This window comes from Amycolatopsis sp. NPDC048633, assembly GCF_040650695.1.
GTDB lineage: Bacteria > Actinomycetota > Actinomycetes > Mycobacteriales > Pseudonocardiaceae > Amycolatopsis.
Genome location: NZ_JBEZHS010000004.1, coordinates 131957 through 157899 on the forward strand (window position 1 = coordinate 131957; position 25943 = coordinate 157899).

General features: G+C 68.4%; 26 protein-coding genes and 2 riboswitches. Of the genes, 9 read left to right on the forward strand and 17 right to left on the reverse strand.

The window, feature by feature from the left end; genetic code table 11:
* Genes AB0C38_RS11370 through AB0C38_RS11385 form a run of 4 tightly spaced genes read left to right on the forward strand, consistent with a single transcriptional unit; the run spans position 1 to position 3771 of the window.
* Positions 1-1140 carry an acyl-CoA dehydrogenase family protein gene (locus tag AB0C38_RS11370; RefSeq protein WP_360670296.1) on the forward strand — a complete coding sequence of 380 codons (1140 nt, stop codon included), beginning with the start codon at positions 1-3 and terminating at the stop codon, positions 1138-1140.
* Complete coding sequence (locus AB0C38_RS11375; RefSeq protein ID WP_360670299.1) at positions 1137-2138, forward strand: enoyl-CoA hydratase/isomerase family protein; 1002 nt, start codon at positions 1137-1139, stop codon at positions 2136-2138. The genes AB0C38_RS11370 and AB0C38_RS11375 overlap by 4 nt, the downstream gene beginning before the upstream one ends.
* The gene (gene mmsB / locus AB0C38_RS11380; RefSeq protein WP_360670302.1) at positions 2135-3001 is read left to right on the forward strand and encodes a 3-hydroxyisobutyrate dehydrogenase; all 867 of its coding nucleotides are present in this window, start codon (positions 2135-2137) and stop codon (positions 2999-3001) included. The genes AB0C38_RS11375 and mmsB overlap by 4 nt, the downstream gene beginning before the upstream one ends.
* Positions 2998-3771, forward strand: a complete 774-nt coding sequence (locus AB0C38_RS11385) for an enoyl-CoA hydratase (RefSeq protein WP_360670305.1) — start codon at positions 2998-3000, stop codon at positions 3769-3771. Before mmsB ends, AB0C38_RS11385 begins: the two co-directional genes overlap by 4 nt.
* Here the strand turns inward: AB0C38_RS11385 and AB0C38_RS11390 are convergent, their stop codons facing one another.
* The 10 genes from AB0C38_RS11390 to AB0C38_RS11435 form a co-directional block, all read right to left on the reverse strand.
* A complete protein-coding gene (locus AB0C38_RS11390; RefSeq protein ID WP_360670308.1) occupies positions 3772-4299 on the reverse strand; it encodes a DinB family protein in 528 nt (175 codons plus the stop codon).
* Positions 4300-4354: 55 nt separating this feature from the next.
* Positions 4355-5512 (reverse strand): hypothetical protein, encoded by a 1158-nt coding sequence (locus tag AB0C38_RS11395; protein WP_360670311.1) that lies wholly within the window; start codon positions 5510-5512, stop codon positions 4355-4357.
* 65 nt (positions 5513-5577) lie between these two features.
* Positions 5578-6612, reverse strand: coding sequence for a prenyltransferase/squalene oxidase repeat-containing protein (locus tag AB0C38_RS11400; protein ID WP_360670313.1), 1035 nt, complete (start codon positions 6610-6612; stop codon positions 5578-5580).
* On the reverse strand, positions 6609-7463 hold the full coding sequence (locus AB0C38_RS11405; protein ID WP_360670976.1) for an ECF transporter S component: 855 nt from the start codon (positions 7461-7463) through the stop codon (positions 6609-6611). Before AB0C38_RS11405 ends, AB0C38_RS11400 begins: the two co-directional genes overlap by 4 nt.
* A gap of 5 nt (positions 7464-7468) precedes the next feature.
* Positions 7469-9073: an ATP-binding cassette domain-containing protein gene (locus AB0C38_RS11410; protein ID WP_360670316.1), complete on the reverse strand. Its 1605-nt coding sequence runs from the start codon at positions 9071-9073 to the stop codon at positions 7469-7471.
* The gene (locus AB0C38_RS11415) at positions 9070-10197 is read right to left on the reverse strand and encodes an energy-coupling factor transporter transmembrane component T (protein WP_360670319.1); all 1128 of its coding nucleotides are present in this window, start codon (positions 10195-10197) and stop codon (positions 9070-9072) included. Before AB0C38_RS11415 ends, AB0C38_RS11410 begins: the two co-directional genes overlap by 4 nt.
* Complete coding sequence (locus AB0C38_RS11420) at positions 10197-11147, reverse strand: ABC transporter substrate-binding protein (RefSeq protein ID WP_360670321.1); 951 nt, start codon at positions 11145-11147, stop codon at positions 10197-10199. The genes AB0C38_RS11415 and AB0C38_RS11420 overlap by 1 nt, the downstream gene beginning before the upstream one ends.
* Positions 11144-12007 (reverse strand): ABC transporter substrate-binding protein, encoded by an 864-nt coding sequence (locus tag AB0C38_RS11425; RefSeq protein WP_360670324.1) that lies wholly within the window; start codon positions 12005-12007, stop codon positions 11144-11146. Before AB0C38_RS11425 ends, AB0C38_RS11420 begins: the two co-directional genes overlap by 4 nt.
* Positions 12008-12011: 4 nt before the next feature.
* Positions 12012-14573, reverse strand: coding sequence for a hypothetical protein (locus AB0C38_RS11430; protein WP_360670327.1), 2562 nt, complete (start codon positions 14571-14573; stop codon positions 12012-12014).
* 59 nt (positions 14574-14632) lie between these two features.
* Positions 14633-14780: riboswitch (adenosylcobalamin (AdoCbl) riboswitch) on the reverse strand.
* A 131-nt stretch (positions 14781-14911) separates the two neighbouring features.
* Positions 14912-15349 carry a hypothetical protein gene (locus AB0C38_RS11435; RefSeq protein WP_360670330.1) on the reverse strand — a complete coding sequence of 146 codons (438 nt, stop codon included), beginning with the start codon at positions 15347-15349 and terminating at the stop codon, positions 14912-14914.
* Between the two features lie 32 nt (positions 15350-15381).
* Positions 15382-15446: riboswitch (cobalamin riboswitch) on the forward strand.
* A gap of 61 nt (positions 15447-15507) precedes the next feature.
* Here AB0C38_RS11435 and AB0C38_RS11440 point away from each other — a divergent pair.
* Genes AB0C38_RS11440 through AB0C38_RS11450 form a run of 3 tightly spaced genes read left to right on the forward strand, consistent with a single transcriptional unit; the run spans position 15508 to position 17292 of the window.
* Complete coding sequence (locus AB0C38_RS11440) at positions 15508-15720, forward strand: CbtB-domain containing protein (RefSeq protein WP_360670333.1); 213 nt, start codon at positions 15508-15510, stop codon at positions 15718-15720.
* 25 nt (positions 15721-15745) lie between these two features.
* Positions 15746-16594, forward strand: a complete 849-nt coding sequence (locus AB0C38_RS11445; RefSeq protein ID WP_360670336.1) for a CbtA family protein — start codon at positions 15746-15748, stop codon at positions 16592-16594.
* Entirely contained in the window at positions 16591-17292 is a 702-nt protein-coding gene (locus AB0C38_RS11450; RefSeq protein WP_360670339.1) for a (2Fe-2S)-binding protein, read from the forward strand. The genes AB0C38_RS11445 and AB0C38_RS11450 overlap by 4 nt, the downstream gene beginning before the upstream one ends.
* Before the next feature lie 183 nt (positions 17293-17475).
* Here AB0C38_RS11450 and AB0C38_RS11455 read toward each other — a convergent pair whose 3' ends face one another.
* Positions 17476-18537 (reverse strand): hypothetical protein, encoded by a 1062-nt coding sequence (locus tag AB0C38_RS11455; protein WP_360670342.1) that lies wholly within the window; start codon positions 18535-18537, stop codon positions 17476-17478.
* Between the two features lie 275 nt (positions 18538-18812).
* Here AB0C38_RS11455 and AB0C38_RS11460 point away from each other — a divergent pair, with 275 nt between their 5' ends.
* Positions 18813-20099 (forward strand): hypothetical protein, encoded by a 1287-nt coding sequence (locus AB0C38_RS11460; protein WP_360670345.1) that lies wholly within the window; start codon positions 18813-18815, stop codon positions 20097-20099.
* Between the two features lie 230 nt (positions 20100-20329).
* Here AB0C38_RS11460 and AB0C38_RS11465 read toward each other — a convergent pair whose 3' ends face one another.
* From AB0C38_RS11465 to AB0C38_RS11485, 5 genes are all read right to left on the reverse strand, one after another.
* Entirely contained in the window at positions 20330-21100 is a 771-nt protein-coding gene (locus AB0C38_RS11465) for a hypothetical protein (protein WP_360670348.1), read from the reverse strand.
* 499 nt (positions 21101-21599) lie between these two features.
* On the reverse strand, positions 21600-21809 hold the full coding sequence (locus AB0C38_RS11470; RefSeq protein ID WP_360670350.1) for a hypothetical protein: 210 nt from the start codon (positions 21807-21809) through the stop codon (positions 21600-21602).
* Positions 21810-21986: 177 nt separating this feature from the next.
* Positions 21987-22577: a hypothetical protein gene (locus AB0C38_RS11475; RefSeq protein WP_360670353.1), complete on the reverse strand. Its 591-nt coding sequence runs from the start codon at positions 22575-22577 to the stop codon at positions 21987-21989.
* Positions 22578-22657: 80 nt separating this feature from the next.
* Positions 22658-22870, reverse strand: coding sequence for a dihydropteroate synthase (locus AB0C38_RS11480; protein WP_360670356.1), 213 nt, complete (start codon positions 22868-22870; stop codon positions 22658-22660).
* Between the two features lie 158 nt (positions 22871-23028).
* Complete coding sequence (locus AB0C38_RS11485; protein ID WP_360670359.1) at positions 23029-23760, reverse strand: NPCBM/NEW2 domain-containing protein; 732 nt, start codon at positions 23758-23760, stop codon at positions 23029-23031.
* Between the two features lie 278 nt (positions 23761-24038).
* Here AB0C38_RS11485 and AB0C38_RS11490 point away from each other — a divergent pair, with 278 nt between their 5' ends.
* The gene (locus AB0C38_RS11490; protein ID WP_360670362.1) at positions 24039-25049 is read left to right on the forward strand and encodes a three-Cys-motif partner protein TcmP; all 1011 of its coding nucleotides are present in this window, start codon (positions 24039-24041) and stop codon (positions 25047-25049) included.
* A 3-nt stretch (positions 25050-25052) separates the two neighbouring features.
* Here AB0C38_RS11490 and AB0C38_RS11495 read toward each other — a convergent pair whose 3' ends face one another.
* Positions 25053-25799: a phage Gp37/Gp68 family protein gene (locus AB0C38_RS11495; RefSeq protein ID WP_360670364.1), complete on the reverse strand. Its 747-nt coding sequence runs from the start codon at positions 25797-25799 to the stop codon at positions 25053-25055.
* Between the last annotated feature and the right edge of the window lie 144 nt (positions 25800-25943).

Consider the following 25943-nt stretch of genomic DNA (forward strand, 5'->3'; position numbering starts at 1 on the left):
ATGCGACTCACCGACGAACAACGCGCGCTGCGCGAGACGGCCGCGGACTTCGCGGCCGAACACCTGGCGCCCCACGCGGTCGAATGGGACCAGGCCAAGCACTTCCCCGTCGACGTCCTGCGCAAGGCCGCGCAACTCGGTCTCGGCGGGCTGTACCTGCCCGAGGACGTCGGCGGTTCGGCACTCGGCCGCCTAGACGGGGTGCTGGTGTTCGAAGCGCTGGCGACCGGCTGCCCGTCGATCGCCGCGTACGTCTCGATCCACAACATGGTCGCCACCATGATCGACCGGTTCGGCGACGACGCCCAGCGGTACCGGTACCTGCCGCGGATGTCCACGATGGACGCTCTCGGCAGCTACTGCCTCACCGAGCCCGACGCCGGCTCGGACGCGGCTGCTTTGTCGACCTGCGCTCGACGAGACGGCGACGACTACGTCCTGGACGGCGTCAAGCAGTTCATCTCCGGCGCTGGCACGTCCGAGGTGTACGTCGTGCTCGCCCGCACCGGCGGCCCCGGTGCGCGAGGCATCTCGGCGTTCATCGTCGAGCGGGATACACCGGGTGTCTCGTTCGGCCCGAACGAGGTCAAGATGGGCTGGAACGCCCAGCCGACCCGCCAGGTTATCTTCGACAACGCCCGCGTCCCGGCTTCCGCGCTGCTCGGCGGCGAGGGTGCCGGGTTCACGGTGGCGATGTCTGCTTTGGACGGTGGGCGGCTCAACATCGCGGCGTGCTCGCTGGGTGGCGCCGAGGTCGCTCTCGACAAGGCGGTCCGACACCTCTCGGAGCGTTCGGCGTTCGGGGCCAAGCTGTCGGAGGCCCAGGCGCTGCAGTTCCGGCTCGCCGACATGTGCACCGATCTCGAAGCCGCCCGCACCCTACTCTGGCGCGCGGCTGACGCCCTGGACCACCGCGACCCCAACGCCACTCAGCTCTCGGCGATGGCGAAGCGGTTCTGCACCGACGCCGGCTTCGACGTCGCCAACCAGGCCCTGCAACTGCACGGCGGCTACGGCTACCTCGCCGAGTACGGGCTGGAAAAGATCGTCCGCGACCTGCGGGTGCACCAGATCCTCGAAGGAACCAACGAAATCATGCGGGTGATCATCTCCCGCCGGATGCTGAAGGAGGCCTCGTGAGCGACGTCGAATTCCTCGTCCACAGCGGGATCGGCCGGATCACGCTCAACCGCCCCCGCGCGCTCAACGCGCTGACCCACGACATGGTCAACGCCATCGCCGAGCACCTCGAGCAGTGGCGTGACGATCGTGGCGTCCGCGCGGTCGTCGTCGAGGGCGCCGGCGAGCGTGGGCTCTGCGCGGGCGGCGATATCCGTTCCATCTACGACGACGCCAAAGCGGGTGGCACGGCGTCGCTGGACTTCTGGGCCGACGAATACCGGATGAACGCCGCCATCGCCCAGTACCCCAAGCCGTACATCGCGATCATGGACGGTCTCGTGATGGGCGGCGGCGTCGGCGTCTCGGCGCACGGCAGCCACCGTGTCGTCACCGACCGATCCCGGATCGCCATGCCGGAGGTCGGCATCGGGTTCGTCCCCGACGTCGGCGGAACCTATCTGCTCTCGCGGGCACCCGGCGAGCTGGGCACACACGCCGCGCTCACCACAGCGCAGCTGTCCGGCGCCGACGCGATCCGCTGTGGACTCGCCGACCGCTACGTGCCGGCCGAGCGGCTGCCGGACCTGTTTGATGCGCTGGCCACGCGCACCCCGGACGCGGCCATCGACCTCGTCGCCGACGCTCCCCCGCCGAGTTCGCTGGGCGCGTGGATCGACGACTGCTACTCCGCGGATACCGTCGAAGAGATCCTCGACCGGCTGCGCGACAGCGACGAAGCGGCCGTCTCCGCGGCCAAGGAAATCGAAAGCAAGTCACCTACCGCGCTCAAGGTGACCTTGCGTGCGCTGCGCCGGGCGGCCGAGCTGCCGGACCTGGAGAGCGTCCTCGACCAAGAGCTGCGGGTCTCGCACCACGCGTTCCGCTCGGCCGAGTTCATCGAGGGGGTACGCGCGCAGATCATCGACAAGGATCGGTCGCCGCGCTGGAACCCGTCCACCTTGGCCGAGGTCGACGACGACCTCGTCGAGGCCTACTTCGCGGAGGTGACCCGATGAGCGTCGCTTTTCTAGGACTCGGGAACATGGGCGGTCCGATGGCCGCCAACCTCCTGGCGGCGGGTGAGAAGGTGACCGGCTACGATCCGAACCCCACCGCCCGGGTCGAAGGGATAGCCGTCGCGGATTCGGCCGCCGCCGCGGTGAAAGGCGCCGACGTCGTCATCACCATGCTGCCCAGCGGCCGGCACGTCCTGGACTGCTACCGCGAGATCGTCCCCGCGGCCGCGCCCGGCACGTTGTTCCTCGACTGCTCGACCATCGAGGTCACCGACGCCCGGGCGGCCGCCGAGCTCGCCGCCGGACATCTGGCCCTGGACGCTCCCGTGTCCGGCGGGGTGGTCGGGGCGACCGCGGCCACGCTCACGTTCATGGTCGGCGGGCCGTCGGAGGCGTTCATCGCCGCCGAGCCGTACCTGAAGACCATGGGCAAGAAGATCGTCCACTGCGGAGAGACCGGCGCCGGGCAGGCCGCGAAGATCTGCAACAACATGATCCTCGGCGTCTCCATGATCGCGGTCAGCGAAGCCTTCGCCCTGGGCCGCAGCCTCGGCCTGACCGACCAGGCGCTGTTCGACGTCGCCTCGACCGCGTCCGGGCAGTGCTGGGCGCTCACCACGAACTGCCCGGTGCCGGGGCCGGTGCCCACGAGCCCGGCCAACCGCGACTACACCGGCGGGTTCGCCAGCAGCCTGATGCTCAAGGACCTGCGCCTGGCTCAAGCCGCCGCGCAGGCCGGCGGCGTCCCGACCGCGCTGGGCGCGCACGCCGAAGAGCTGTACGCCGCCTTCGTCGAGCAGGACGGATCCGGCCGCGACTTCTCCGCCATCATCACGAGCCTCACCAAGGACGGCCCCGCATGACCGACACCATCCTCATCGACCGTCCCGCCGAGCGGGTCGCCCGAATCACCTTGAACCGACCGAAGGCGCTCAACGCGCTGAACCTGCAGGTGATGCGTGAACTCACCGAGGCGGCAGCCGAGCTGGACCGCGACCCGGACGTCGGCGCGATCGTCGTCACCGGCTCGGCGAAGGCGTTCGCGGCCGGCGCGGACATCAAGGAGATGGCGCCGCAGAGCTTCAGCGACGTCTTCGCCGCGGATTGGTTCGCCGGCTGGGACGCCCTCTCCCGCGTCCGGACGCCGTTGATCGCGGCGGTGGCGGGTTACGCCCTCGGCGGCGGCTGCGAGCTGGCGATGATGTGCGACGTTCTCCTCGCGGCGGACACAGCGAAGTTCGGTCAGCCGGAGATCACCCTCGGCGTCATCCCCGGCATGGGCGGCTCACAGCGGCTGACCCGCGCGATCGGCAAGGCCAAGGCGATGGACCTGATCCTCACCGGCCGGATGATCGACGCCGGCGAAGCCGAACGGGCCGGCCTGGTGTCCCGGCTCGTCGCGGCGAACGCCCTCCTCGACGAGGCGACGGCGGTGGCGTCGAAGATCGCGTCGATGTCCAAGCCGGCGACCCAGCTGGCGAAGGAGGCGGTGAACCGGGCCTTCGAGAGCACTCTCGCCGAGGGGCTGCTGTTCGAGCGGCGGCTGTTCCACTCGACCTTCGCGACGCACGACCAGAAGGAGGGGATGGCGGCCTTCCGCGAGAAGCGACCGCCGGAGTTCCGCCACGCGTGATCAGCGCGGCGTGGCTGCGTAGAGGTCGCGCAGCAGGGCCGCTTCGGCGCCGTGGTGGATGAGCTCGTCGAGGATGTGCAGGACGAACGCGCGTCGGGTCGACTCGGCGAACATGCCGCCGATCGGCCCGATGCGCTCCTGCAGCGTTTCCTCCGTCGTGCGGGCCAGCACCACATGCCAGGTCTCGTACGCCTCATCGAGCCGCGAAAGCATCTCGGCGGCGCGGCCCGGATCGCCGTTTTTGCTGTCCGGCAATGGTTCCTGGCCCAGCCAGGGCGCGTTGCGGTCCTCGGTGAGCAGGTCGGCGATGTGGCAAAGCCGCCAGGCGAGGGTGGTGAATTGCCGGTCGTCGCCCGGCTCGGCGGGTCCGTCCGATCGCCACTCGCCGTCCGGCATCGGACGTACGGTGCGGCAGCCGGGTACTGGCTCCCAGAGATACTCGGCGTCGGTGAGCCCGTCCATGCGCCTGCGGAGCCGGTGCCACGCGAAGCCGGACAGCTCGATCAGGTCGTCGCGGGACGAGGTCATGTCCGGGATCGTAGCCTCGGCCGCCAGACCGGGCGGTGGTCCAGCGGCCGGAAGCTCACGGGTGCCGGATGCAATTCCGCGTCAGGTCGTGGAAACCAACCTGGGCCAGCCCGAGCGTCGCCTGCGCACCGGCCCGGATCCACGTGTCCACCGAGCCGATCCCGCTCTCCCTCGCGGCCACGTACTCCTCCGGGGTGTAGGCGATCGCCCCGATCTGGTCGCGCAGTGCGTTGCCGGCATCCGCTTTCCGATTCACCTGCGCAGACTTGAGGTACGCGGTTCCGCGGCTGACCGCTTGACCCGCCCCGCCCGCGTCGGCTAGGGCCTGCACGACCAGGCCGGTGCTGTTGGTGTTCGCGGCTTCGGTGCCGACCCCGCCACCCCAGCCACCACTCGCCGTCTGATGGGCTTTCAGCCACGACACCGCGCGCGCGATCGGCGCACCGAGCCCGGTGGCCCCGGCATCACGGGCCGCGAGCAGCGCCGAGAGCGCCAGCCCGGTGGTGTCGTTGTCCGGCGCCGAAGCCCCGGTCGCCTTGCCTTCATCGCAAGTCGCGATCCGCTGCCCGGTGGGGTCGTGGGCGAAGAAGATCCGGAAGTAACCTTCCGAGCATTGCTGGGTCAGCATCGTGTCGAGGGCGAGGCGATCGTTCTCGCCGACGCCGGCCAGCCCGATCACCGCGAGCGCCTGGCCGAACATGTTGGCGTTGTTGCTGACCATGTCCTGGAAGTCAGGGTTCTTCGAGTAGTCGCTGACCCGGCCCTTGTCCGGGCCCGAGCGCGGGATCGTGGCCTTGGTCTCGGCGACCATGTCGTGCCCGCCGAAGGCCCGCGGGTTGTGCCCCGACACCTCCGCCGCGACCAGTACCTTCGCGGTCGCCCCGGCGGTGATGATCGCGTCGTAGCCCTGGTTGGGGACCAACGCGTCCCAGGTGTAGTAGTCGGTCGCGTGCCGTTTCTCGTCGAGGTAGGTCGCGATCGGTGCGGCCTGTGCGTCGTGACCCGCGGCGTGCAGGGCGAAGAGCGTGTCGATCATCAGGCCGTAGTCAGGCAGCGGCCCGCCGAACGGGTTCTCCAGGGTGCCGTCCGCAGTGAGCTGCTTCGCGAGCCAGCCGGCGGCTTCGGACGCTGCCTGGTGTTCGCCGGCCGACGCCGTTCCGGCGGTCAGCAGGCCGGCCATCACCAGGCCGGCCACGGTCAGTTTACGTTTCACAGCATCCCCCTTTGTCGAAGTTCGCGTGGGAGCCCAGCGCCGGCCGGCGCCGGGCTCCCCCGGGTTCACGGGCAGGTCAGCGTCGGCTCCGCGGCCGACGAGCCCGCCGAGGTCAGCTGGGCCAGCCCACGGCCGCCGAGGCCGAGGACCCCCTGGGTGGTCGCGCGGACGACGGTGTCGGCGTTGTAGCCAGTGGCGTCGTAGGCGATCGCGCCGCGGTTCGCCGGGACACCCGCGCAGCCGACCTTCAGGCCGGTGAGGAACGTCTTGGCCTTCTGGGCCGCCGCGAGCCGCAGGCCCGCGCGGAACGCCTGGCCGGCCAGGCCGGTCGTGTTGGCGTTCGGCGCGACCGCCGGGTCACCGGTGCCGACCGAGATCCCGCCGTTCGCCTGCTGCTTGCCCGCCAGCCAGGTCAGGCCCTGCTGGGACTTGCCGATCCGCCCGGTCGCCTGCAGCGCCTGGACCGCCATCGCCGTCGAGTCGGTGTCGCTCACGCACGGCGTCGCCGCCAGATCCAGAGGGAAGCCGCCGTCCGCGCACTGCGTGCCGGCCAGGAAGTTCACCGCCGACGCGGGCGCGTGGCCCGGTGTGCGGTCGAGCGCGAGGATCGCGAGGGACTGGGAGAAGGCGTTGCTGAAGTCGCCGAAGGCCGACTTGTCGGAGAACCGGCCGGACGGCGTCAGCAGGGCACGCAGGCGCGTCGGCAGGTCGGTACCACCGAACGACGCCGGGTTCTGACCCCGGACTTCCGCGGCGAGCGCGGCCTTGGCGGTCGCGCCCGCGTAGGACTCGGTGACGCCGTCGCCGATGTAGCCGGCCAGGTTCGTGGCCACGTAGGTGGTCGCGCGGCCCGCGGCGGTGTCCGCGACGCCGACCGAGGCGAAGGCGAGGATGCCGTCGATGGTCAGGCCGGTGTCCGGGTAGGCCACGCCGCCTAAGACGGTGACGAGGTGATCCCCGTCGACCAGCTGTCTGGCGAGCCAGCCGGCGGCGACATCGGCGCTCTGCTTGGCCGGGGTGGTCGCGGATGCCGTTGCCGGGACGACGAGTGCAGCGGAGGTGACCGTGGCCAGCACGGCCGTGAGGTGGCGCAGTTTCACTGTTTCTGCCTTTCCATCGGGAGTTCGGCGAAGCTCGGTGCGACGCCGTAAGAGGCTTTGCGCGACGCCCGCCGCAGGGTGGCGAGCACCGCGGGGCCGAGTACGAGGATCGCCGCGGTGTTGGTGATCGCCCGGCCGGTGTCCCAGCCCGCCGTCGAGGTCAGCAGCGTGAAGACGGCGAAGCGGTGCAGGTTCTCCCACACCGGATCCCCGGCCACGTAGGAGATGTGCCCGGCGTAGTACGGGACTTCGGCACCGGTGATGAACGGCCAGAACCACAGGTTCATCAGGAACCCGAACAGATAGGCCACGACGATCCCGTAGCCGACCAGCATCGCGATCTCGGCCTTGCCGGTGACTTTGCGCGGCAACAGACCCGCGCCCATGCCGATCCACGCCGAGCACAGCATCTGGAACGGCAGCCACGGCCCGACCCCGGCGGTCAGCAGCGCGGAGGCGAACAGCGACGTGCAGCCGAGGACGAAGCCGAACCCGGCGCCGAAGACTCGTCCGGCAAGCACGAGCATGAAGAAGACCGTCTCGATCCCGGCCGTTCCCGCGCCGAGCGGCCGTAGTGCGGCGTTGACCGCGGAGAGCACGCCCAGCATCGCTAGCGCTTTCGCGTCCATGCCGCCTTCAGACAGTTCGGCGAGCACGATGGCGATCAGGATCGGCAGGATGCCGAAGAAGATGAACGGTGCGTCCGGCCCGTGCTGCATGCTCTGCGGTTCGACCCGCACCAGCAGCGGCCAGACGAACATCATCAGCCCGGCCAGCGACGCCAGCCCCAGCACGACCGCCGACCGCGGCCCGACGCGCACCGCCTGATCGGCGCGTCCCCACTGGCGCAGGCGGGTCACCGGACGGCCTGGGGCAGCGCGGCCGCGACGTCATCGACGGTGAGCCAGCCCGGGCCGAGGATCTTGGCGACCTGGGTCGCGAACGCGGGCGAGCCGCCGAGGACCTCGGCGGTCGGGCCATCGGTGACGACTTCGCCCTCGGCCATGACCACGACCCGCGCCGCGACGGTCGCGACGAACTCGACGTCGTGAGTCGCGACGACCACCGCGCGCCCCTCGGCCGCCATACCGGCGACCATCCCCGCCAGCGCGGCCTTCGCCGTGTAGTCGAGGCCACGGGTGGGTTCGTCGAGCAGCATGATCGACGGCGACGCCGACAGCTGCACCGCCAGCACCAGCGCCAGCCGCTGCCCTTCCGACAGATCCCGCGGATGCTTGCCGCCGTCGATGCCTGGCGCCAGCCGATCAAGCAGGCCTCGGCACGAGCCCGGATCGGCACCCGACTCGGCGTCCGCGGCGGCGCACTCGGCGGCCACGGATTCGAGGTAGAGCAGGTCGCTCGCGGTCTGGGGAACGAGCCCGACGACCTTACGTGCCTTCGCGCTCGGCAGCTCCCCCGGATCGACGCCGCCGGCGCGGACCTTGCCGCCTTGGCGCGGGCCGGAGCCCTGCAGCGCCCACAGCAGCGACGACTTCCCGGAGCCGTTGCGGCCCATCATCGCCACGACTTCGCCGGGCCGCAGGTCCAGGTTGATTCCCCGGACCGCCACTACGGGCCCGTAACGCACGACGACACCCGAACTCGCCAGTACCGGTTCCGCGGGCTCGAGGTGCGGCTCGGCTGTGGTCGGCAGGAGGCTGTCGCGAAGCGGGCCGGCTTTGCGCCGGGCGTCGCGCACCGACATCGGCAACGGGTCCCACCCGGCCAGCCGTCCGAGTCGCACGATCGGTGGCGCGATCGGCGACGTCCGCAGGATCTCCGGCGGAGTTCCGTCGACGACGCTGCCGTCGCCCGGGACGTAGAGCATCCGGTCGGCGAACGGGATCACCCGTTCCATCCGGTGCTCGGCCAGCACGACGGTGGTGCCGAGGTCCTGCACCAGCCGCGCGAGGGTGGCGAGGACTTCCTCGGCGGCGATCGGGTCGAGCGCCGAGGTCGGCTCGTCGAGCACGAGAACCTTCGGATGCATGGTCAGCACCGAACCCACCGCGACCCGCTGCTGCTGCCCGCCCGACAGGGTCCTCAGCGGGCGGCGACGCAGCTCCGCGATACCCAGCAGGTCCAGGGTTTCCTCCACGCGGCGGCGCATCACCTGCGGCGCCAAGCCGAGCTGCTCCATCCCATAGGCCAGCTCGTCCTCGACGACGTCGGTGACGAATCCCGCCAGGGGGTCCTGCCCGACTACGCCGACGAGGTGCGCGAACTCCCGCGGCGGCCGGTCCCGGGTGGTGACGCCTTCGACCGACACCGTGCCTTCGAGGTGACCGCCGGTGAAGTGCGGAACCAGGCCGTTGAACGTGCCGAGCAGCGTCGACTTGCCCGAGCCGGTCCGCCCCGCCACGAGCACCAGCTCGCCTTCCCCGATCGACAACGACACGTCGGCGAGGACGGGCTCGGGCTGCCCGTGGTACCAGAAGGACACGCGGTCCAGCTCGATCATGCGGGAACCTTCTCGGGTTCGGGCACCTGCTCGGTCTCGAACGGCAGGGCGGGCGGCGGGGTCAGGAAGGCGGGCAGGACGCCGAGGAGCACGCCGGCGAGCGGAGTCCAGGACAACAAAGGCCAGGACAGCGTGCTCAGCGAGGGGTTGAGGTTCGTCGGGTCCACACTGGACGTCGCGAACAGCGCCACGGCCACCCCGATCCCGCTCACCGCGGTCACGAACTCGGCGAGGTGCCAGCGGTCGGGCCGGTAGCGGCTACGCCGGACCCGTGTTCCGGCGGTCCGGAAGCCGATCAAGCCGAACACCAGCCCCACCACCAGGAAAGGCGTGGCCAGAAAACGCGGCGTCGAACCGTCGAGCGTGGCGTAGATCCCGACGCAGATGCCGATCAATCCGGCGATCATCAAGGTTCCGGTGAGCAGCCGCGCCCGGGCCTGCACTGCACCAGCTCGGCCGTAACCGCGGGAGTCCATTGAGGACGCCAACTGCAACGACCGGCCGAGGGCGTCCTCCAGGACCGGGATGATCACCGCGTGCAGCGCGCGGAACCGCCGTCCCTTCGCGCCGCCGCGGAGTTTCCGAGCGCGGTGCACGCGCTGGACGCTCTCGGCCAGCTGCGGGAACACCGACAGCGCGACGATCACCGCAGTCCCGATCTCGTACAGCGCGGGTGGCATCGCCTTGAGGAGTCGCTTCGGGTTGGCGAGGGCGTTGGCGGCGCCGAGGCACAGCACCATCGTGGCCAAGCGGAGGCCGTCGTAGAGCCCGCCGAGCACCGATTCCGCGGAGACGTCGCCGAGCAGCCGGATGCCCGCCGCCCAGGCGGGCAGCGGGATCTCCGGCAGGCGCAGGATGATCGTCGAGCCTTCGGCGCCGCCGAAGACGATCCGGAAGAACACCCGAACGCCGATGATCACGGCGGCGAGGTAAGCGTACATCCGGAACGCCATCGCCCACGGCGCGTCTGCTCGCCGCGCGATCACGACGTAGCAGAGCACCGCGCAGATCGTCAGCAGCAGCCATGGGTTCGTCGTCCGGCTCGCCGCGACCGCGAGCCCGAGCGCCCACCCCCACCACGCCATCGGATGCAGGTCACGGGGCAGGAAGTACGTCCCGGACATCACCCTTCCCGGGCGCGCTTGCGTCGTCGCGCGGTGAACCACGCAGCGGCAGCCAGCAGCACGACGGCGGCGCCGGCCACCCAGGGCGCGTAGTCACTCGCCCCCGCCTGTTCCTTGATCGCCTGGTTGACGTCCGGTGCCTGCTCGCCGCCGGTGAACGCGACGTTTTTCGCGGGGTCGGGTGCGCCCTGCGCGCCTCCGCCCGGCCGCGGCTTCGGCGGTGGCAGCGCGCGGCTGTTCGCCGGACCCGCGTTCGGCGCGCCCGGCGTGGTGGCCGGTGCTTCCGCGGACGGCGCTCCCGGCGCTGCGGTCGTGCCGCCCGTCTTGCCGCTGGCGGCGCTGCCGGGCTGCTTTTCGTTCACATCATTCGAACTCGGCGCCGGCTCGGCCGCGGTCGTGCAGCCCTCACCGGCGGTGCCGGGCCGGACGGGGGCGATCCGCGGGACCGGATTGCTGTCGGCGGTCGCGTTGAGGGAAAACGACCAGCCCTCGAACCCGCCGGTGGTGAAGTCGCGGTTCTTCACACCCCACTGGCTGTACTCCCACGCGCAGTTGTTCCCGGCGTGCCAGTACGACCAGTAGCCCGCGGCGGGCGGGGTGTCGACGCAGGTCTCTTGGTAGTGCTCGTTGCCTTTGACCGGGATCTCTTCGACCGCGGACGGGCGGTTCTCGATCCGGCAGATGAACGCCTCGCCCCAGCGCTGCACGCCGGCGATCTGGAACCCGGCGTTCTTCAGCGCGTCCAGGCCCGTGCCGCGCCCGGTCTGCGGGTCGCACCGGACGATCGTCGTGCCGCCGAGCTGCTGGAAATCGATCACCACGGTGACGCCGGTGCCGTCGGCGCAGAAGCCGGGCTTGCCCTTGCTCTGGTCGATGGCATGGGCCGTACCCGGCGTCAGGGCGGCCACCAGGACGGTGGCCGCCGCGACGCCGGCTGCGCGTCGGATCACTGCACCGTCAGCGACGCGGTCGAGTAGACCGTGCCGCCGGTCCCGGTCGCCTTGATCGTGTAGGTGTAGGTGCCCGCCGCCGTCGGCGTGATCGTCTTCGTCCCGCCCGGGACCGCCAGCGCGCCGGACCAGGAGCCGCCGCCGGTGGCCGGTGAGACCGACTGCGCGGTGAGCGTGGTGGAATTGGTGGACGTCCAGGTCAGGGTGGTGCTCTGGCCGAGGGTGATCTTGTGGTCCAGGTCGTCGACCGACAGGCTCACGGTCGGGTTGCTCGCGTTCACCGCCGGGTTGAGCGGGGTCACCCGCGGCACCGGGTTCGTGCTCGCGGACCGGTTGAGCGAGAACGACCAGCCCTCGAAACCGCCCGGGACGACGTTGCGATTGAGCGCGCCGTAGCTGCTGTAGGTCCAGGTCGTGGTCGCGCCGGTGGCGTTCCAGTACGACCAATACGCGGCGGCCGGCGGCGTGCGCACGCAGGCTTCCTTGTAGGTCGGGTTGCCGGTGACGGGGATCGACTCGGTCGCCGAAGGCCGGCCCTCCAGCCGGCACACGAACCCCAGGCCCCACTGCGCGACACCGGCGACGGCGATCCCGGCGTCCTGCAGGGCCTTGATACCGGTGCGGTCGGTGCCGGGCGTGGCGTTGGGCGAGCAGCGGGTGATCGTCGGGGCGGCGGTGCCGCCGTTGCCGTCGAGCTCCTGGAAGTCGATGACGACGGTGACGCCGGTGAGCGCGTCGTTGCCGGTGCAGATGCCGCTGTAGCCCTTGGTCGGATCGACCGCCGACGCGGGCGTCGCCGAGGTGACGACAAGCCCGGCCAGGACGGCGAGCCCGGCCAGCAGTGAAGGAATACGTCTCATGGTGTTACCCCCTGGTGCGTGATGTGCGGTTGACGAGGTGACGCAGGCCCAAGGCCAGCGCGAAAACGAGGACAAGCGCCGCGCCGGAGAACCGGGCCGCCAGCCAGAACGGGGAGATGGTCGTGGCCGACGGTGCGATCGCGGGCACGTGCCCGGCGGCGGCGAGCGGCTGATCGGTCAGGGGCAGCCGCGCCGCCGTGGCGAGCGGGGAGCCGTCCGCGTCGAGCCAGGTCCGGCCGGCGATCCCGGGCGCCGACGCGATGCTCGCGCCGGGGTCGCTCGGCCCGCCCGGTTCCTTCGGCAGCCCGCCGTCGGCCAGCACCAGCGCGCCGAGCGCCTGCGCGGCCTTGCTCGCGTCGAGCCCGGCCGCCTGGCGGCCCCCGGCGACGGCCGCGGTCAGTGCGGGGTCCGGCTGCCCGTCCGCGCCGGTGATCATGCCGTCCGCTTGGGTACGTGCGGTCAGAGCCGTGGCGGCGGACTCGAGGGCGCGCCGGTGCTCGGACGTCCAGCCGACCGGTGTCACGTTGTCCTGCATCCCCGCCGCAGCGCTTACCGGTGTGCTGGCCGTGCGCGGTTCGGCGTTCAACGCCTGGACTGCGACGGCGGTCGCGGCCAGGTCGCCGGCGGCGCACGGTTCTGCCGCGATCGCAACGGGGAAGAGCCCGTCGGCGCATTGGTGGGTGACCAGTGCGTCGGTCGCGGCCTTCGCGGCGGCGCGGTCGGAACCCCCGGTGGTCGCCAAGGCCGCCCACGCTTGCCGCTGAAGGGACCGCGTTCCGTCGGCGAATTCGCCGGTGTCGGTGAACTCGCCGGCCGGGGTCCGCAACGCGGCGAGGTCCTGGGTCAGCTGGGCGGTGACCGGCGCGAGGTCGTCCAGGGCCTGCCCACCGGTTTCGAGGAACCGCGCGATGGTCTGCAGCTTGGAGAGGGGCTCGGCGTAGGAGGCTGCGGCCGTTTCGTAGGGAGCGCCGTGCGCGTAAGCCTTGATCGAGTCCGGGTTCAGCAGGAACCGCGAGGCGCGGGCCACGGCGTCCGGCTGCTGCCCCAGGGTGCGCAGGGCGAGCACGAGGTCGGCGGTGAGGTCGTAGTCGACGAACGTCTTGCCGTCCTGGCTGACCTCGACGTGGTCGCCGTCCACCAGCCGCCCGGCGAGGTAGCCGCCGAGCCGGTCGGCCGGGGTCGGCCCGGCGACCTGCGCGGGCGCGTCGGCGGGCGTCACCACGGTGCCGCGCGGCGAACCGGGCCGCACCGCCGGGGTGCCGGCCTTCTTGCTGACCGTCGGAGTCGCGGCAGGGCTGCCCGTCGCCGGAGGCTTTTCGCCGGGCGGCGGCGGTGGCGGCGGAAGGCAGCCTGGGTCAGGCTGCTTCGCGACGGGGGCGCGTCGCAGGGTGAGGTCGCGGAACCCGACCTGGGACAGGCCGAGCGAGGCCTGGGCACTCGCGCGGATCCAGGTGTCGAGCCCGCCGATCCCGTTCGTTCGCGCCGCTTGGTACTCGGCCGGGGTGTAGGCGATCGCGCCGAGCTGGTCCGCGAGCGGGGTGCCCGCATCGGCCGCCGTCACCTGCGCGGACTTGAGGAACGCCGTCCCCGAGGTCATCGCTGCATCCACGCACCCGGCGTCCGCGAGGGCCTGCAGGATCAGGCCGGTGCTGTTGGTGTTGGCCGCCTCGGTGCCGACGCCGCCACCCCAGCCACCCGTCGCGGTCTGGTGCGCTTTCAGCCACTTGACGGCCTTGGTGATGGGTGCATCGAGGTCTGCCGCCCCGGCGTCGCGGGCGGCGATCATCGCCGAAAGCGCGATACCGGTGGTGTCGCCGTCCGGCGACGACTGGTCGAACGGCTTGCCCTCGTCACAGGTCGAGATCTTGTGGCCGTCCGGCGTGACCTGGTCACCGGTCTCGGTCGTCGGGACGAGTCCGAAGAAGATCCGGAAGTAGCCGTCGGAGCACTGCTGCTTCAGCATCGTGTCGATCGCGAGCCGGTCGGTCAGGCCGGCGCCGGCCAGCCCGATCACGGCCAGGGCCTGGCCGAACATGTTGGCGTTGTTGCTGACGAAGTCCTTGAAGTCGGGGTTCTTCGAGTAGTCGCTGACCCGGCCCTTGTCCACGCCCGAGCGGGCGATCGTGCCCAGGGTCTCGGCGACCATGTCGTGCCCGCCGAAGTTGCGCGGATCTCGCCCGGCGATCTCCGCCGCGACCAGCACCTTCGCCGCGGCACCGCCGGTGATGATCGCGTCGTAACCCTGGCCCGGGACCAGGCCGTCCCACGTGTAGTAGTCGGTCGCGTGATGGTCGTCGTCGAGGTATTTCACGATCGGCGAGGCCAGGGCGCCGTCGCCCGAGGCGTACATCGCGACCAGGGTGTCGATCATCAGTCCGTGGTCAGGCAGGTCACCGCCGAGCGGGTTCTGCAGGGTTCCCTCGGGCGAGAGCTGCGCGGCGAGCCACGTCGAAGTGGGTTTCGAAGCAGCGACATCACCGGCGAACGCCGGGGTCACCGAGCCCACGGCGAACACGACGATGGCGGACGCCAAGGCCGCGACGGGCCTGAACCGCTTGCCGGCCACCTGATCTTTCCTCTCCCCAGACGCCGGCGCGCACCGCGAGAGAGACCGGCCCCAAGGCCGGGCGTCACTCACTGCTTACGCGACAGCGGTTCGACAACACCTGCCCGAGGCGGTAACCCGACTCGTCACCCAGAGGTGACCTACGGTTGCGCGACAGCGCCGGACTTCGACCGGCTTCCCCTGCCACGGGCAGAAAAATCATGAAGTTGTACTGGCCAAACGAAACGACAGTAACACCTGGTCAGCCGGACGGGAACGGCAAATCTCACGTCGGCTTGACATCTGGGGTGTCGTCAGGGTCCGTCGATCCGTTTCGGTGATCCGCCCCACAGGGCAATTCAGCCCGTCGGTCCCGCCCGCCGGTTGCCCCGCCCGGACCGGGCGCCGTCTCGCACCGACTGAGCGGCACGACCCGCCAGCAGGACCGCCAGCGCGTGCTTCGGACAACATGCGCCGTCACCGGGCTCCGATCGATCACAGCCCGGCATCTCCTCCACCTGGTGATCCAGGAGATCCAGCAGCTCCACGGCCGTCTGCAACTGCCGCTTGAGCGAACCCACCTGGTGCATTTTCGCTCCGAGCTGACGGCGGCTCGCGTCCAGCTGGGCGTAGACCTCCGGCTCGAGCACGATCACCTCGGCCCCTTTGAACGTCATCCGGCGCGGCGCCGGACCCGTCACCATGATCGACCTGTCTCGTCCGGCAAAAAGAACATCTGGCCCCTTCCAGACAATCTGACCGCTGACCAGGCAATTGACGCTGCTCGCGTCCGGCACGTACCGTCATCCCCGCGTGACGGTTTCCCGAAGCCGGTGAGAATCCGGCGCGGTCGCGCCACTGTGTGCCCATCGTGCCTGAGATGGGCGAGTCAGGTCGAGGAACCGTCACCCGCCCCAGCGAACGAGGGACGCGAACATCCCCGAAGGAGGCCCTGGTGACCAGCATTCCCGCCGACTCAGGCTCGACCCCGGTCGTTCTGCCGGTGTCCAAAGCCGTGCTGTGGCTCGGCTTGACCGTGCTCGCCGCGTTGCTGATCTACTACTTCATCGGCATCGACCAGGGCGCCACGTCCCTGTTCGGCGACGACACGCACGTGCACGAGTTCGTCCACGACGCGCGCCACTTCCTCGGTTTCCCCTGCCACTGAGCGCCCTCGGAACGGACAACCGGATATGGAAAAGAAACTCGTCCTGCGCGGAATCCTCGTCGGCGCACTCGGCGGTCTGCTCGCGTTCGTGTTCGCACGGATCTTCGCCGAACCCCTGATCCAGTCGGCGATCGACTACGAATCGGGCCGCGGCGAAGCCGAAGCGGCACTCAACCAGGCCGCCGGGCTGCCCGTCGAATCCGAGGGCCCGGAAGTCTTCAGCCGCGCGATCCAGGCCAACCTCGGCATCGGGATCGGGATGATCCTGTTCGGCGTCGCGATGGGCGCGCTGTTCTCTGTCGTCTACACGGTCTCGCTCGGCCGCACCGGCCGCGTCCGCCCGCGAGTGCTCGCCTTGCTCGTCGCGGCCGCCGGGTTCCTCGCGCTGTACCTGGTTCCGTTCCTGAAGTACCCGGCGAACCCGCCGTCGATCGGGCACCCGGAGACCATCGGCGCCCGCGGTGGCCTGTACCTGACCATGGTCGCGGCCTCGATCCTGTTCCTCACCGGCGCGGTCCGGCTGGGCAAGCGCCTGAGCGCCCGCCTCGGCACGTGGAACGCGACGCTCGTCGCGGCCGCGGCATTCGTTGTCGTCATGGGCGTGCTGATGGCGGTCCTGCCGCCGCTCGGGCACCTCGCGGCGAACGTCAACGAGTACGGCAGCCAGGGCACGGAAACCCCGCTGCCGCTGAAGAACCCGGCCGGGCAGATCGTGTACCCGGGTTTCCCCGCGGACACGCTGTTCGACTTCCGCCTCTACTCAGTGCTGGCCCAGCTGATCCTCTGGGCGACGATCGGCCTGGCGTTCGGGCCGCTCGCCGAGCGCGTGCTTTCCGGTGCGTCGCGGCGGGAGCAGGCGCCGGCCGACGCGTGACCGCCCTGCTCACCGACCTCGGCCCGTTCTTCGCCGTCGAGACCCATCCGGCGGGCGCCACCCCGCAAGCCCCGTGGCGTCCGCTGGACGAGCTCGTGCAAGGCGGTCCCGTTCTCCGCGACCGCGTCGACCGCGTTCGACACTTGCTCGCGGCGGGACGTCCCGATGACGCGGTCGAGCTACGGGTGGCGGCATCGGTTACCCACCTCGGAATCGTCGCGCGGCTCTTCTCCCCGGCATTCGCGTACGCGCTCGAGACGGGCGCGGTCCTCGACCTCGCCGACACGTGGTGGCAGCCGGTCGACGGCGGTGCGGTCCCGCTCTCAATCCGGGACTCGGCCACCGACCGCGCCGGGAACATCGCTGTTCTCCTCGTCGAGCAGGTAATCGACGGCGTGATCCGGATGATCGGCGAAGCGGCCGCTAAGTTCTCGCTATCGGAACAGATCCTCTGGGGCAATGTGGCATCGGCGGTCAACGGCTCGGCTCGCATGCTCACCGCCGGCAGACCCACGCAAGCGACCACAATCAGGGCGACCGCCTCTGCGGTGCTGGCCCAGCGTCCCCTGGCTGGAACCAGCACTGTCCAGGATGGACATTTCCGCAGACGCAGCTGCTGTCTGATCTACCGGGCGGCACCCGACCACAACGGCCCGATCTGTGGTGACTGCGTCCTCACTACGACAAGAGAATCGTGATCGAGCATCCGGCTTGAGCACGCAACACCCGACCGCTCGATGCTCCTTGTCGGCCGCAGCGACGTAGCGGGGCTGACGATGTCAGCCCCGGTACCGAATCGGTCGTGCCGGCTTTCACCTTCACCGAGCTGGCCGTCTGTTCGGCCGCGTCGCCGCCACTGGCCACGAAGAACATTCGGGACGTCACCTGGTCGGGCTTTGACCGTCCAGTAACCGGCTCGCCTGGAAGCGGGCGCCCGTCTCCGGCGAAACCAGCGCAACGGAGTCCTTGGGGAGGGTTGCCGAGCCGGGCTGGTAGCCGTTGAACGCCACATCACGAGGAGGTTTGTTCGACCACTGGCCTGCCGGTTGAACGATCTGGTCCGGGTGGTCCCGCCGGTAGGTCCAGAGCGCTTCACAGGCAAGGAAGCTGCCGACGATCGCACTGTTCAGGGAATCAACGATGCCGGCGAGCGTGTCGAGTGCGTCTTCTTCCAGGAAGAGTTTGTGGGGGTCGCGGGCTGTCCGGTAGGCGTGCGCCTCGGGGTAGTCCGGCTGCCTTGGCAAGGGGCGAGCGATCTTGTCTTTGTGGATGTAGTTGACCGTGATGCGAGCGCCGCGATGAACACGGTCGTTGCGGCTCCATCGCGTCCAGTCAAGCCATCCTTCGGGGCCGGCGTACTGCAGCGAGGACCTGACAGCGCGGAGGAGGACTCCCTGCTTGTCGGTCGGGTCGAGAACCTTCCGCTTCTGCAGCTTGAGCTGCCCTCGGACGTCCGGTCCGGGGTAGTCCGGCCCGTCGGTCAACGGGAGCAGCTTGCCGAGGTCGGCCTTCACGAGCTCCGTGTCGAACCCGCCGACCGCGACGACAATGCCAGCCAGGTTGTCCAGCGCGGATCCGGCTGCTCGCAGAACGCCAGCGGTGTGCGCATCGATCCGCGCTTCGCGGCGTGCTTCTTGGTCGCCGCGGACGAGGCTTCGACTCCGGCCAGCGCCACTCTTGAATTGCTCAATGGTCCAGCGGTCGTCGCTGAACCGACATTGGCGCAGGTCGTAGAGGTGAATCGCTCCGATGCGGAGGTTCTCTCTGACGCCCGAGACCAGGCCGTAGAGGTAGTCCATGATTCCGGTGACAGCGTCGATGTCGAGGCCGTAGCTGTGCCACCACGCGCAGCCACCTCGCGCGAGGTCGAAGTCGGCCTGGATCAGGGCGGTCAGGTCGGCGGCAGCTTTGAGCGCTTTGCTGACTGGCTCGTGGTAGCGCATAGTCGGTCCCGTTCTCGGCGCGGTGCCGGTCAGCGGAACATCGTATCGGCTGACCCCGGTCTCAAGCCTCCCGATTTCGACACCTATCGCAGGTAACGGGAAGAACCGCGTGACCGAGCACGACGCGATCGTCATCGGCAGCGGCCAGCCTCCGCCAGCCGCGCAGCCGTAGCGCCGCCTGTGCTGCCAGACTGCCCGTGCGCGACGAGAATCCGGTAGCGGGTTCCGGCGAGCTCGTGGTGCGATGCCTTCCTGGACGGCGGAAGGGAGGCAGCATGTCCGAGTCACTCACGCTGGTGATCGAAACCGAAGCCGGCACCGCGATCCGCCGCATCCCGGACGCCTCGCCGTTGCCGGAGGCCGACACTCAGGGTCACGCGGCCGAAGACGCCATCCGCGACGCCGCCGCGACCTGGGGCCTGCCGGACTTCGTCTTCCTGCCTGAGCAGCAGCGCGTCGGCTCCGGCGTGCGCGAGCTCGGCGACGGGCTGCTGCTCGTCGGCGATCACGCGGCCGTCATCCAGGCCAAGAGCCGCACCGAACCCACCGACAACGTCGAACGCGAGCTGTCCTGGCTCCGCAAGAACGTCGACAAGGGCCTGAAGCAGGGCAGCGGCACCGTGCGCCAGCTGAAGCTCACCAGCGCGACCATGACCAATGCCCGCGGCCGAACGGTTCCGGTGGACGGCAAGGACTACACCTGGCTGACCGTGGTCATCGTCGACCACGCCGATCCACCGAATGGCTTTCTGCCTCCTTCGGCTCCCACCGAGGTGCCCTCGGTCGTGCTGCTGCGCCGGGACTGGGAGTTCCTGTTCGACCACCTCCGCTCGACACGGTTCGTGCTCGCCTACCTCCTGCGCGCGGCCAGCGGCGGCGACATCGTCGAGCTCGGCGACGAGCCTCGCCGGTACCACGAGTACGCCCTCGCCGACATCGCCGCCGATCCTGACCCAGTGCATCCGTCGGTGGCGGCGCTGGCGGGCGCGACACCGTCGTCAGCCGCCTCTTCCTCCCGGGCTCCACTGGAGCCTGCCGGCCACGACGACCACCCCAAGCACCTGCTGTTCCGCATGCTCATGGAAGACATCGCCAAGACCACGGTGCCCGCCGAGCAGGAGCCGGATCGGCTGCTCATGCTCGCCGCGATCGACGGGATGCCGGTCGAGCAGCGGACCGAACTCGGCGCCACCCTGCTCCGGTTCTTCGCCTCCGCCGCGGCACACGACGGAGAGGGAACGCTCAGCCACAGCAGGACCGTTATCCCCAACCCCGGCGAGTTCACGCCGTTGCTGTTCATGGTCGCCTCCGACTTGTCGGAGATCGCGAAGGACGCGCTGGCCATCCGCACCCACCTGCTGCACTGCGACTTCAGCGTCGCGGTCGAAGAATGGGAGCACTGCACTGTCGGGGTGATGCTCACACCGACGACGATGCCCGGGAGGCTCTGGGACACCAGCACCTCGGCACTCTGGGGCGATCCCGGCCACTCACCGGAGTTGCTGGCGCGTATGCGACAGGTCGTCGCGCAGGCCGCCCTCCCGCCGCTCACGGCCGACTAGGACGCCGGCCTGAATCCTAACGTCGTCAGCATCGACCGCTCAGCTCGAACGCCGCGGTCAGGTCGAAGACGACCTGCCGGACCTGCATCCAGATCGCCCGGACGGCGCCACTGTGCCCACCAGCCCGTCCGCGTCGCGGCCGGTGCGGTTGTGGGGCTACAACGTCGGCAGCCGCCGCGCGGGCAAGCGCTAGTGCCCGATAGCCGGCTAGGCAAACCCACTTACTCAAGTCACTTTTTCGTGACAGGCTCAAGTGGACTTTCATTATCCTTCAGGTACAAGTTATTCAAGAAGTAGACCTGACGCTTTCGCAGATCCGCCGACCATCGATCCACAGCAACTCGAGCGACATCGCAGCGAACGAGCTTCAATTCTTTCAACTCATTGACTCCTCGCTGCCAGGTGTCATCTTTGATCAACAATCGATCACGATCCCAAGAGGATACGTGCACCCCATGGTCATCGGGCCTACCGGCAAGTACCAGACGCAGGCCGAGGTAAACGTACAAGGCACGGGCAGACATGACGTTGATCCAGCCGTGCGACCACAGCTCTAACGGGAGCGTGATCCAGGGCGCCCTGTGCTCACCCGGCGGATGCGTAACCTCGATTTGCCATCCCCGGCCACGGATCTTCTCTCGCGAGATCCAATGAACTCCCGCGGCATCTGCGGCAGCCAACGCGGCCATTGCCCGCTTGACCCGCCGCGTTCCGCTACCAGGAATCGGATCTGCTTCGTTCAGTTCCTCGTAGCCGAGAAGTTCCGCCCAATAGTGGTCCGGCGCGATTTTGTACATCACGTGCGGTGACTTACGAGTCAGCATTACCAGTGTCAGATAGATCTTCAACGGCACTTCTCCCATGCCGAAGAGCCGAGACAAACCTGTCGACGTGTCGTCTCGGCTCTGCACCCTCGCGAAGCCCTCAACCAGCTGGACGGTGCTACGGCGACCAGATCTCTTGACTGCCTCGTCCAGCAGCTTCTTCGCGGTGACGGTCACCGATCCCACGGAGCCTCCCAGAATTCATCGACCATCTCAGCGGCCCTACAAGCTGTCAGGGGGTAACGCGGTCAGGGGATCTAGGACTGAACTATCTACCCAGTTCCGCCCCTCGAAAGAGCCGCTCAGATCGTAGAGCATACCGCTCAGATGGTCAGGTTGAGCCGCACACTTTGCGTAGTCCTCCGCTTGGATGACCATCTCTGCCAGCTCCTATGGTGCTTAGCGGACGTTGCGGCGAGGGGCGGCAAGCGCGAATATCGATCAGGTGAGCACCCGAGGGGGTGCGGGCCCCGCCGCCGCCGGGCAGTCGATCCAGCAACAGGAGCACCATGTTTCGAAACCGCAACCACGAACCCCGTCCCCTGCTTCGCGTCGCGGTCAGCGGGCTTATCGCAGGACTCGTGCGGAGCCTGGTCGACGCCGTGATGCGTCACCTCGATCTGTAATTTCGCCAAGCCGGGGCGTCGATCGCGAACGCCGCCCCGGCGCTCCGCCCCTAGCCAGGTTGCACGTCGTTTTTGCGTAACGGCAGCTGCGTGGCCAGACTCGACGGCGGAGTTACCGTGTCGATCATCTTGAGGCCGTCACCGCCAAGAACGTCGACGATGTGCCTGACCGTCTTCAAGTAGGCGCGGTACCTCAAGAAGCCGAAGGCCGGTACCGTCAAACTCGGTACGGCGGATGCCACGACGGTCAAAACGTTCATGAGCATGCTTGCAGGACCCTCCAGGGGATGGTCCTGGCGCTCATCTCCAAGCGGCTACGGCCGGCGCTCTCCTGTGGTGACTGGGGCGCTCAGACGCCTACGGCCCGGCGGGCCTGCTGTAGCTCGAGCAAACGGTCTTGGGTTGTACCGGTCAGAATACCCGATCCGGCGCTACCGTCACGGATGCGCAGTCCACTCTGCATCCGGCACGATGATCGTCTGGCGGGCGTAGCCGCGTTGAACAGCCTCCCCGTAGTGGAGCAGCCAGTCTTCGGCTGGCGACGAGGGCGGCGGGAAATCGAGGGCCTCGGCCATGTCCATCAGCAACCCGACCTGAATGCGTCCCGTTCCGTGCCGGCAGCTCGCGACCAGAAAGTCCTTCGAGCCGCGACCGCCGTCCCAAGCCCAATGGACGACGGCTGCCGCATCTCGGCCAGGGGCAGGATCTCCCAGCCAGACGTACCGAACCCCTGTCTGCGGGTTTCCCCGCCGGAACACCCGGCCGAGGAGGCATCCCTTCGCGGGGCATCGGACGACGAACACCGTCACCTTCTTCTGCGTTGCTGGGTGAAGCTCAGAGAACCACTTCGCGAGCCGTTCGGACTCCTCGCGCCACTTGCGGCGATTCTCTAGCGTGCGGATCGGCTGGCCGTTGCGGTCACGGGCGTTGATCGGGTCGGCTTCTTCGCGCCTGACGAACTCCCGCGTGCTCGCTCCGTCGACTTCTTGCCTGAACTTTAGCCGCTCGCGGCGTGGACCTCTGCCCATGCGGACGGCATGACTCGCCACTGCTCAGGGATGCACGTCCCGCGCGCCGAATCCCGGGCCGAGTCACGCCAGTCAATAAGTCACAGACTTCCCCACGCGGCCTCGAGCATCGTGATGGTGTCGCAGGTCTGCGGTACGTCGTGCACTCGGATGATGTCCACGCCCGCGGACCAGGCCGGGGCGATCAGGGCCAAGGAGCCCGGCAGCCGGTCTTCGACGTCGCGGCCCGTGACCGCGCCGATGAACGACTTGCGGCTGACGCCCAGCAGGACCGGGACGCCGAGGCCGCACATCGCGGGGAGCCGGCACAGCAGGCTTCGCGTCCATGGTGAACGCCCACTCCGACCTCACCGAGGACCTGGAGGCCATGAAGCTCGACCTTGTCGCCGAAAGCTGCCGCGTGTCCTGGAAGACCTAAGGCCGCCTTCGTGGCGCTCAGCTCGATTGCCGGTTAGTGAGGTTCGCCGGGAGGTGCGGTACAGCGCACCTTCGGGCTGCCCCACGCGTTGTTGGCATCCTGACTCGCCTTGGTATCGAACAAAGTCAGTCGGCTCACTCCGGCAATATTCACAACGAGCTGCTGTGGCGGGTCCTGCAGCGTCGCGTCCGCGCCAGCGATCTCCGCAGCCTCGGCCTGGACGCTGAAGTGGCCTGTTCCGCCCTTCCCCGACGAAGCGGCGTCCTTGCCGACCCACACCGAAAGCTGATCACAAGATCCTGCGGTCAGCCATGTACGCCGATCGTTCGGGTCCGACGCCGAAGACTGGTAGTAGCCCTTGATGCTGTTCGGAAAGGACGAATTGCCAATGGTGATCGACGGGACTGAGCTGTGGCCGTTGCCGAACGAGACAGCTTTGTAGGCAGTCAGGTTGTACCAAGCAGGACCAGACCGCCTAGCGTGCGAAGCAGGGGATGTCTCCGGTTGCTGTTCTACTGTTCCGGCGGAAATGGGCTTGGTCGATGCTACGGGCTCATCAGGCTGCGCGGAGGAGACAACGCTGCTCGACGCGACCGCCGTGCCCGGAGCCGCCGAGCTGGCGGCAGGCGCTTCCGCATCGGCGCTGCTGTCACCGAAGATGTGATCGCCGAGGTCGAAGACACCGTTCAGAAAGGCAACCAAGCTGGCGATGATCCCGCCTAGTACGAAGTACCACTTCTTGCTCCCGTTGCCGGAGTTCGTCACGGCACCACAGTCGGTGGCTCGTCGCGGAACGTTACCTGTATGGCCGGCTCGGCCTGCCAGGCAAGCTCAGGAAGTCGCGCCTCGCGAACGGCTGGCTACGGGTCAGGGGGCCAGGGGGCCAGGAACTGGCCTTAGAGCCCGGCCACGGCGCCGCACATGTACTGCATGTGGGTGATTTTGCGAGACACGTTCAGCCTAATTGTCCTGGTCAAACTCGGTATTCATGGGTCGTGTCTCCTACTGTCGAAGGCAGGTGCGGGAACCCACACGGAGGCATCGTGACGCCGAAACCTTGGGGATGGTGGACGCAGCACAAGCTGCAGATCCTGGGTGACTACCTGCAGGCCTTTGCGACCGCTTCGTCGCGCGTCGACCAGCGCATCTATCTGGACCTCTTCGCTGGCTGGCCCGAGAACACCAGCCGAGAGACCAACGAAGAGATCCTCGGATCGATCCATCGCGCACTAGCAGCCACTCCTCCTTTCACCAAGGTATGCCTATTCGAGCTTCCATCCAAGGCAGCACGGCTCGAGGCAGCAGTTCGGCAAAAGTACCCCAACCACCAGGGCCTACACGTCTACCCAGGAGATTGCAACGACACCATCACGTCCGCGCTGCAAGAGTTGACACCAATTCGCTGGGCTCCCACGTTCGCGTTCGTCGACCAGTTCGCCGCAGAAGTACACTGGTCGACACTGACCCAGATAGCCCAGTTCAAGCGCGGACGATCGGTAACCAAAGCTGAGATGTGGATTCTATTCGGGACCAGTTTCCTCCCAAGGGGACTACAGGTCGGCCAGAACCACATGGACGCCAAGTTCGGAGATCGATTGACCGCGATGTTCGGCTCCGAAGAGTGGGTACCTATCATACGAGCGCGTCGCGACGGCCTTCTGGACGCAACCGAAATGCGTTTGGAACTCCTCAACCTGATGCGGTGGCGCCTAGAGACCGAACTCGGTTATCGAGCCACTCACCCCTTCACCATGAAGAACACCGGCGGCCAGGAGCTCTACCACATGATTTTCGCATCCGATCATGACGCCGGCGACAAGATCATGAGGCACCTGTACGGGAAGGCGATCGACCAGCACGAAGCCATGCGGCAACACGCACTAGCGCGACGGCGGGTATCGAGACAAGCCGAACGAGACGCAGCACAAGGTGCCGACGGGCTATTCGAAATTCAACCGACAGACGTGCGGGCGCCGCAGGTTCCGATGATCAGCACCAGGCTCTACACGCCGGAGCCGACCCGCCCTCCCTTCGGCTCACAACGGTCCGCCTGATGACTAGGCGGCAATCCGACGAGGCATTTCGTCCCATGTTCGCCCGTCGAGAAGTCGACCTCCAGCCTTCGGTGTACGCCCGCCCCACTGCTTGAAGAAGAACGGAACTCGAGCCCGAAGACACTGATCGCGGATGTCTACGATCCATTCCTCCGCAACCGGACGAGCGTGAGGACCGGACTCTCCACCAACGATAACCCAGTCAATGCTCCGCAGATCCATTACCGGCAAAGCATCGATCAATGGTTCACATGACAGGAAACGAACCGCGGCGGGAATCATCGCCAGGTCGGTTATCCTCGATCGAACTTCTCCACTCTCGACCGAAGTACCAATCCAAACATTGTCCGGCCACGGCAGACTGTCAGCGAGTCGCCGCAGTCTCACCGTGCGCTTCGTCAGAATCTGATAGGTATGCTGCGGAGTAGCCGCCATGACATCGAACACTTGCCTAATGAAGCTGACGGGTACGCGCGCATGAAAAAGATCGCTCATCGAGTTCACGAAGACGATTCGAGAATTTCTCCAGCGGAAAGGTTCAGCCAGCGTTGCAGCGTGAGTGGCCACGCCAAATCCCGGGCCGCTGGTACGCGGGTCACCATCGACCTGGTACTTGCTTGACCCCATGGCCTTCAACCGCTTCGCCAGGGTAAGGGCGTAGCAGTTATCACAGCCCGCAGACACTCTGTCGCAACCCGTGGTCGGGTTCCACGTCGTCTCGGTCCACTCGATACTCGATCGGGCGCTCATCGCTCTCCTCCTGGCAGCCAGCCACCCTATGACATGGCCATCAGACACCGGCGGGGCACTACCGTCGCCTTCGTACCTCGAACGGGAGTTCGATGCAACGCTCCACGCCTGTCCAGAACGGTGATTCTCGTCGTCCGGGACGGG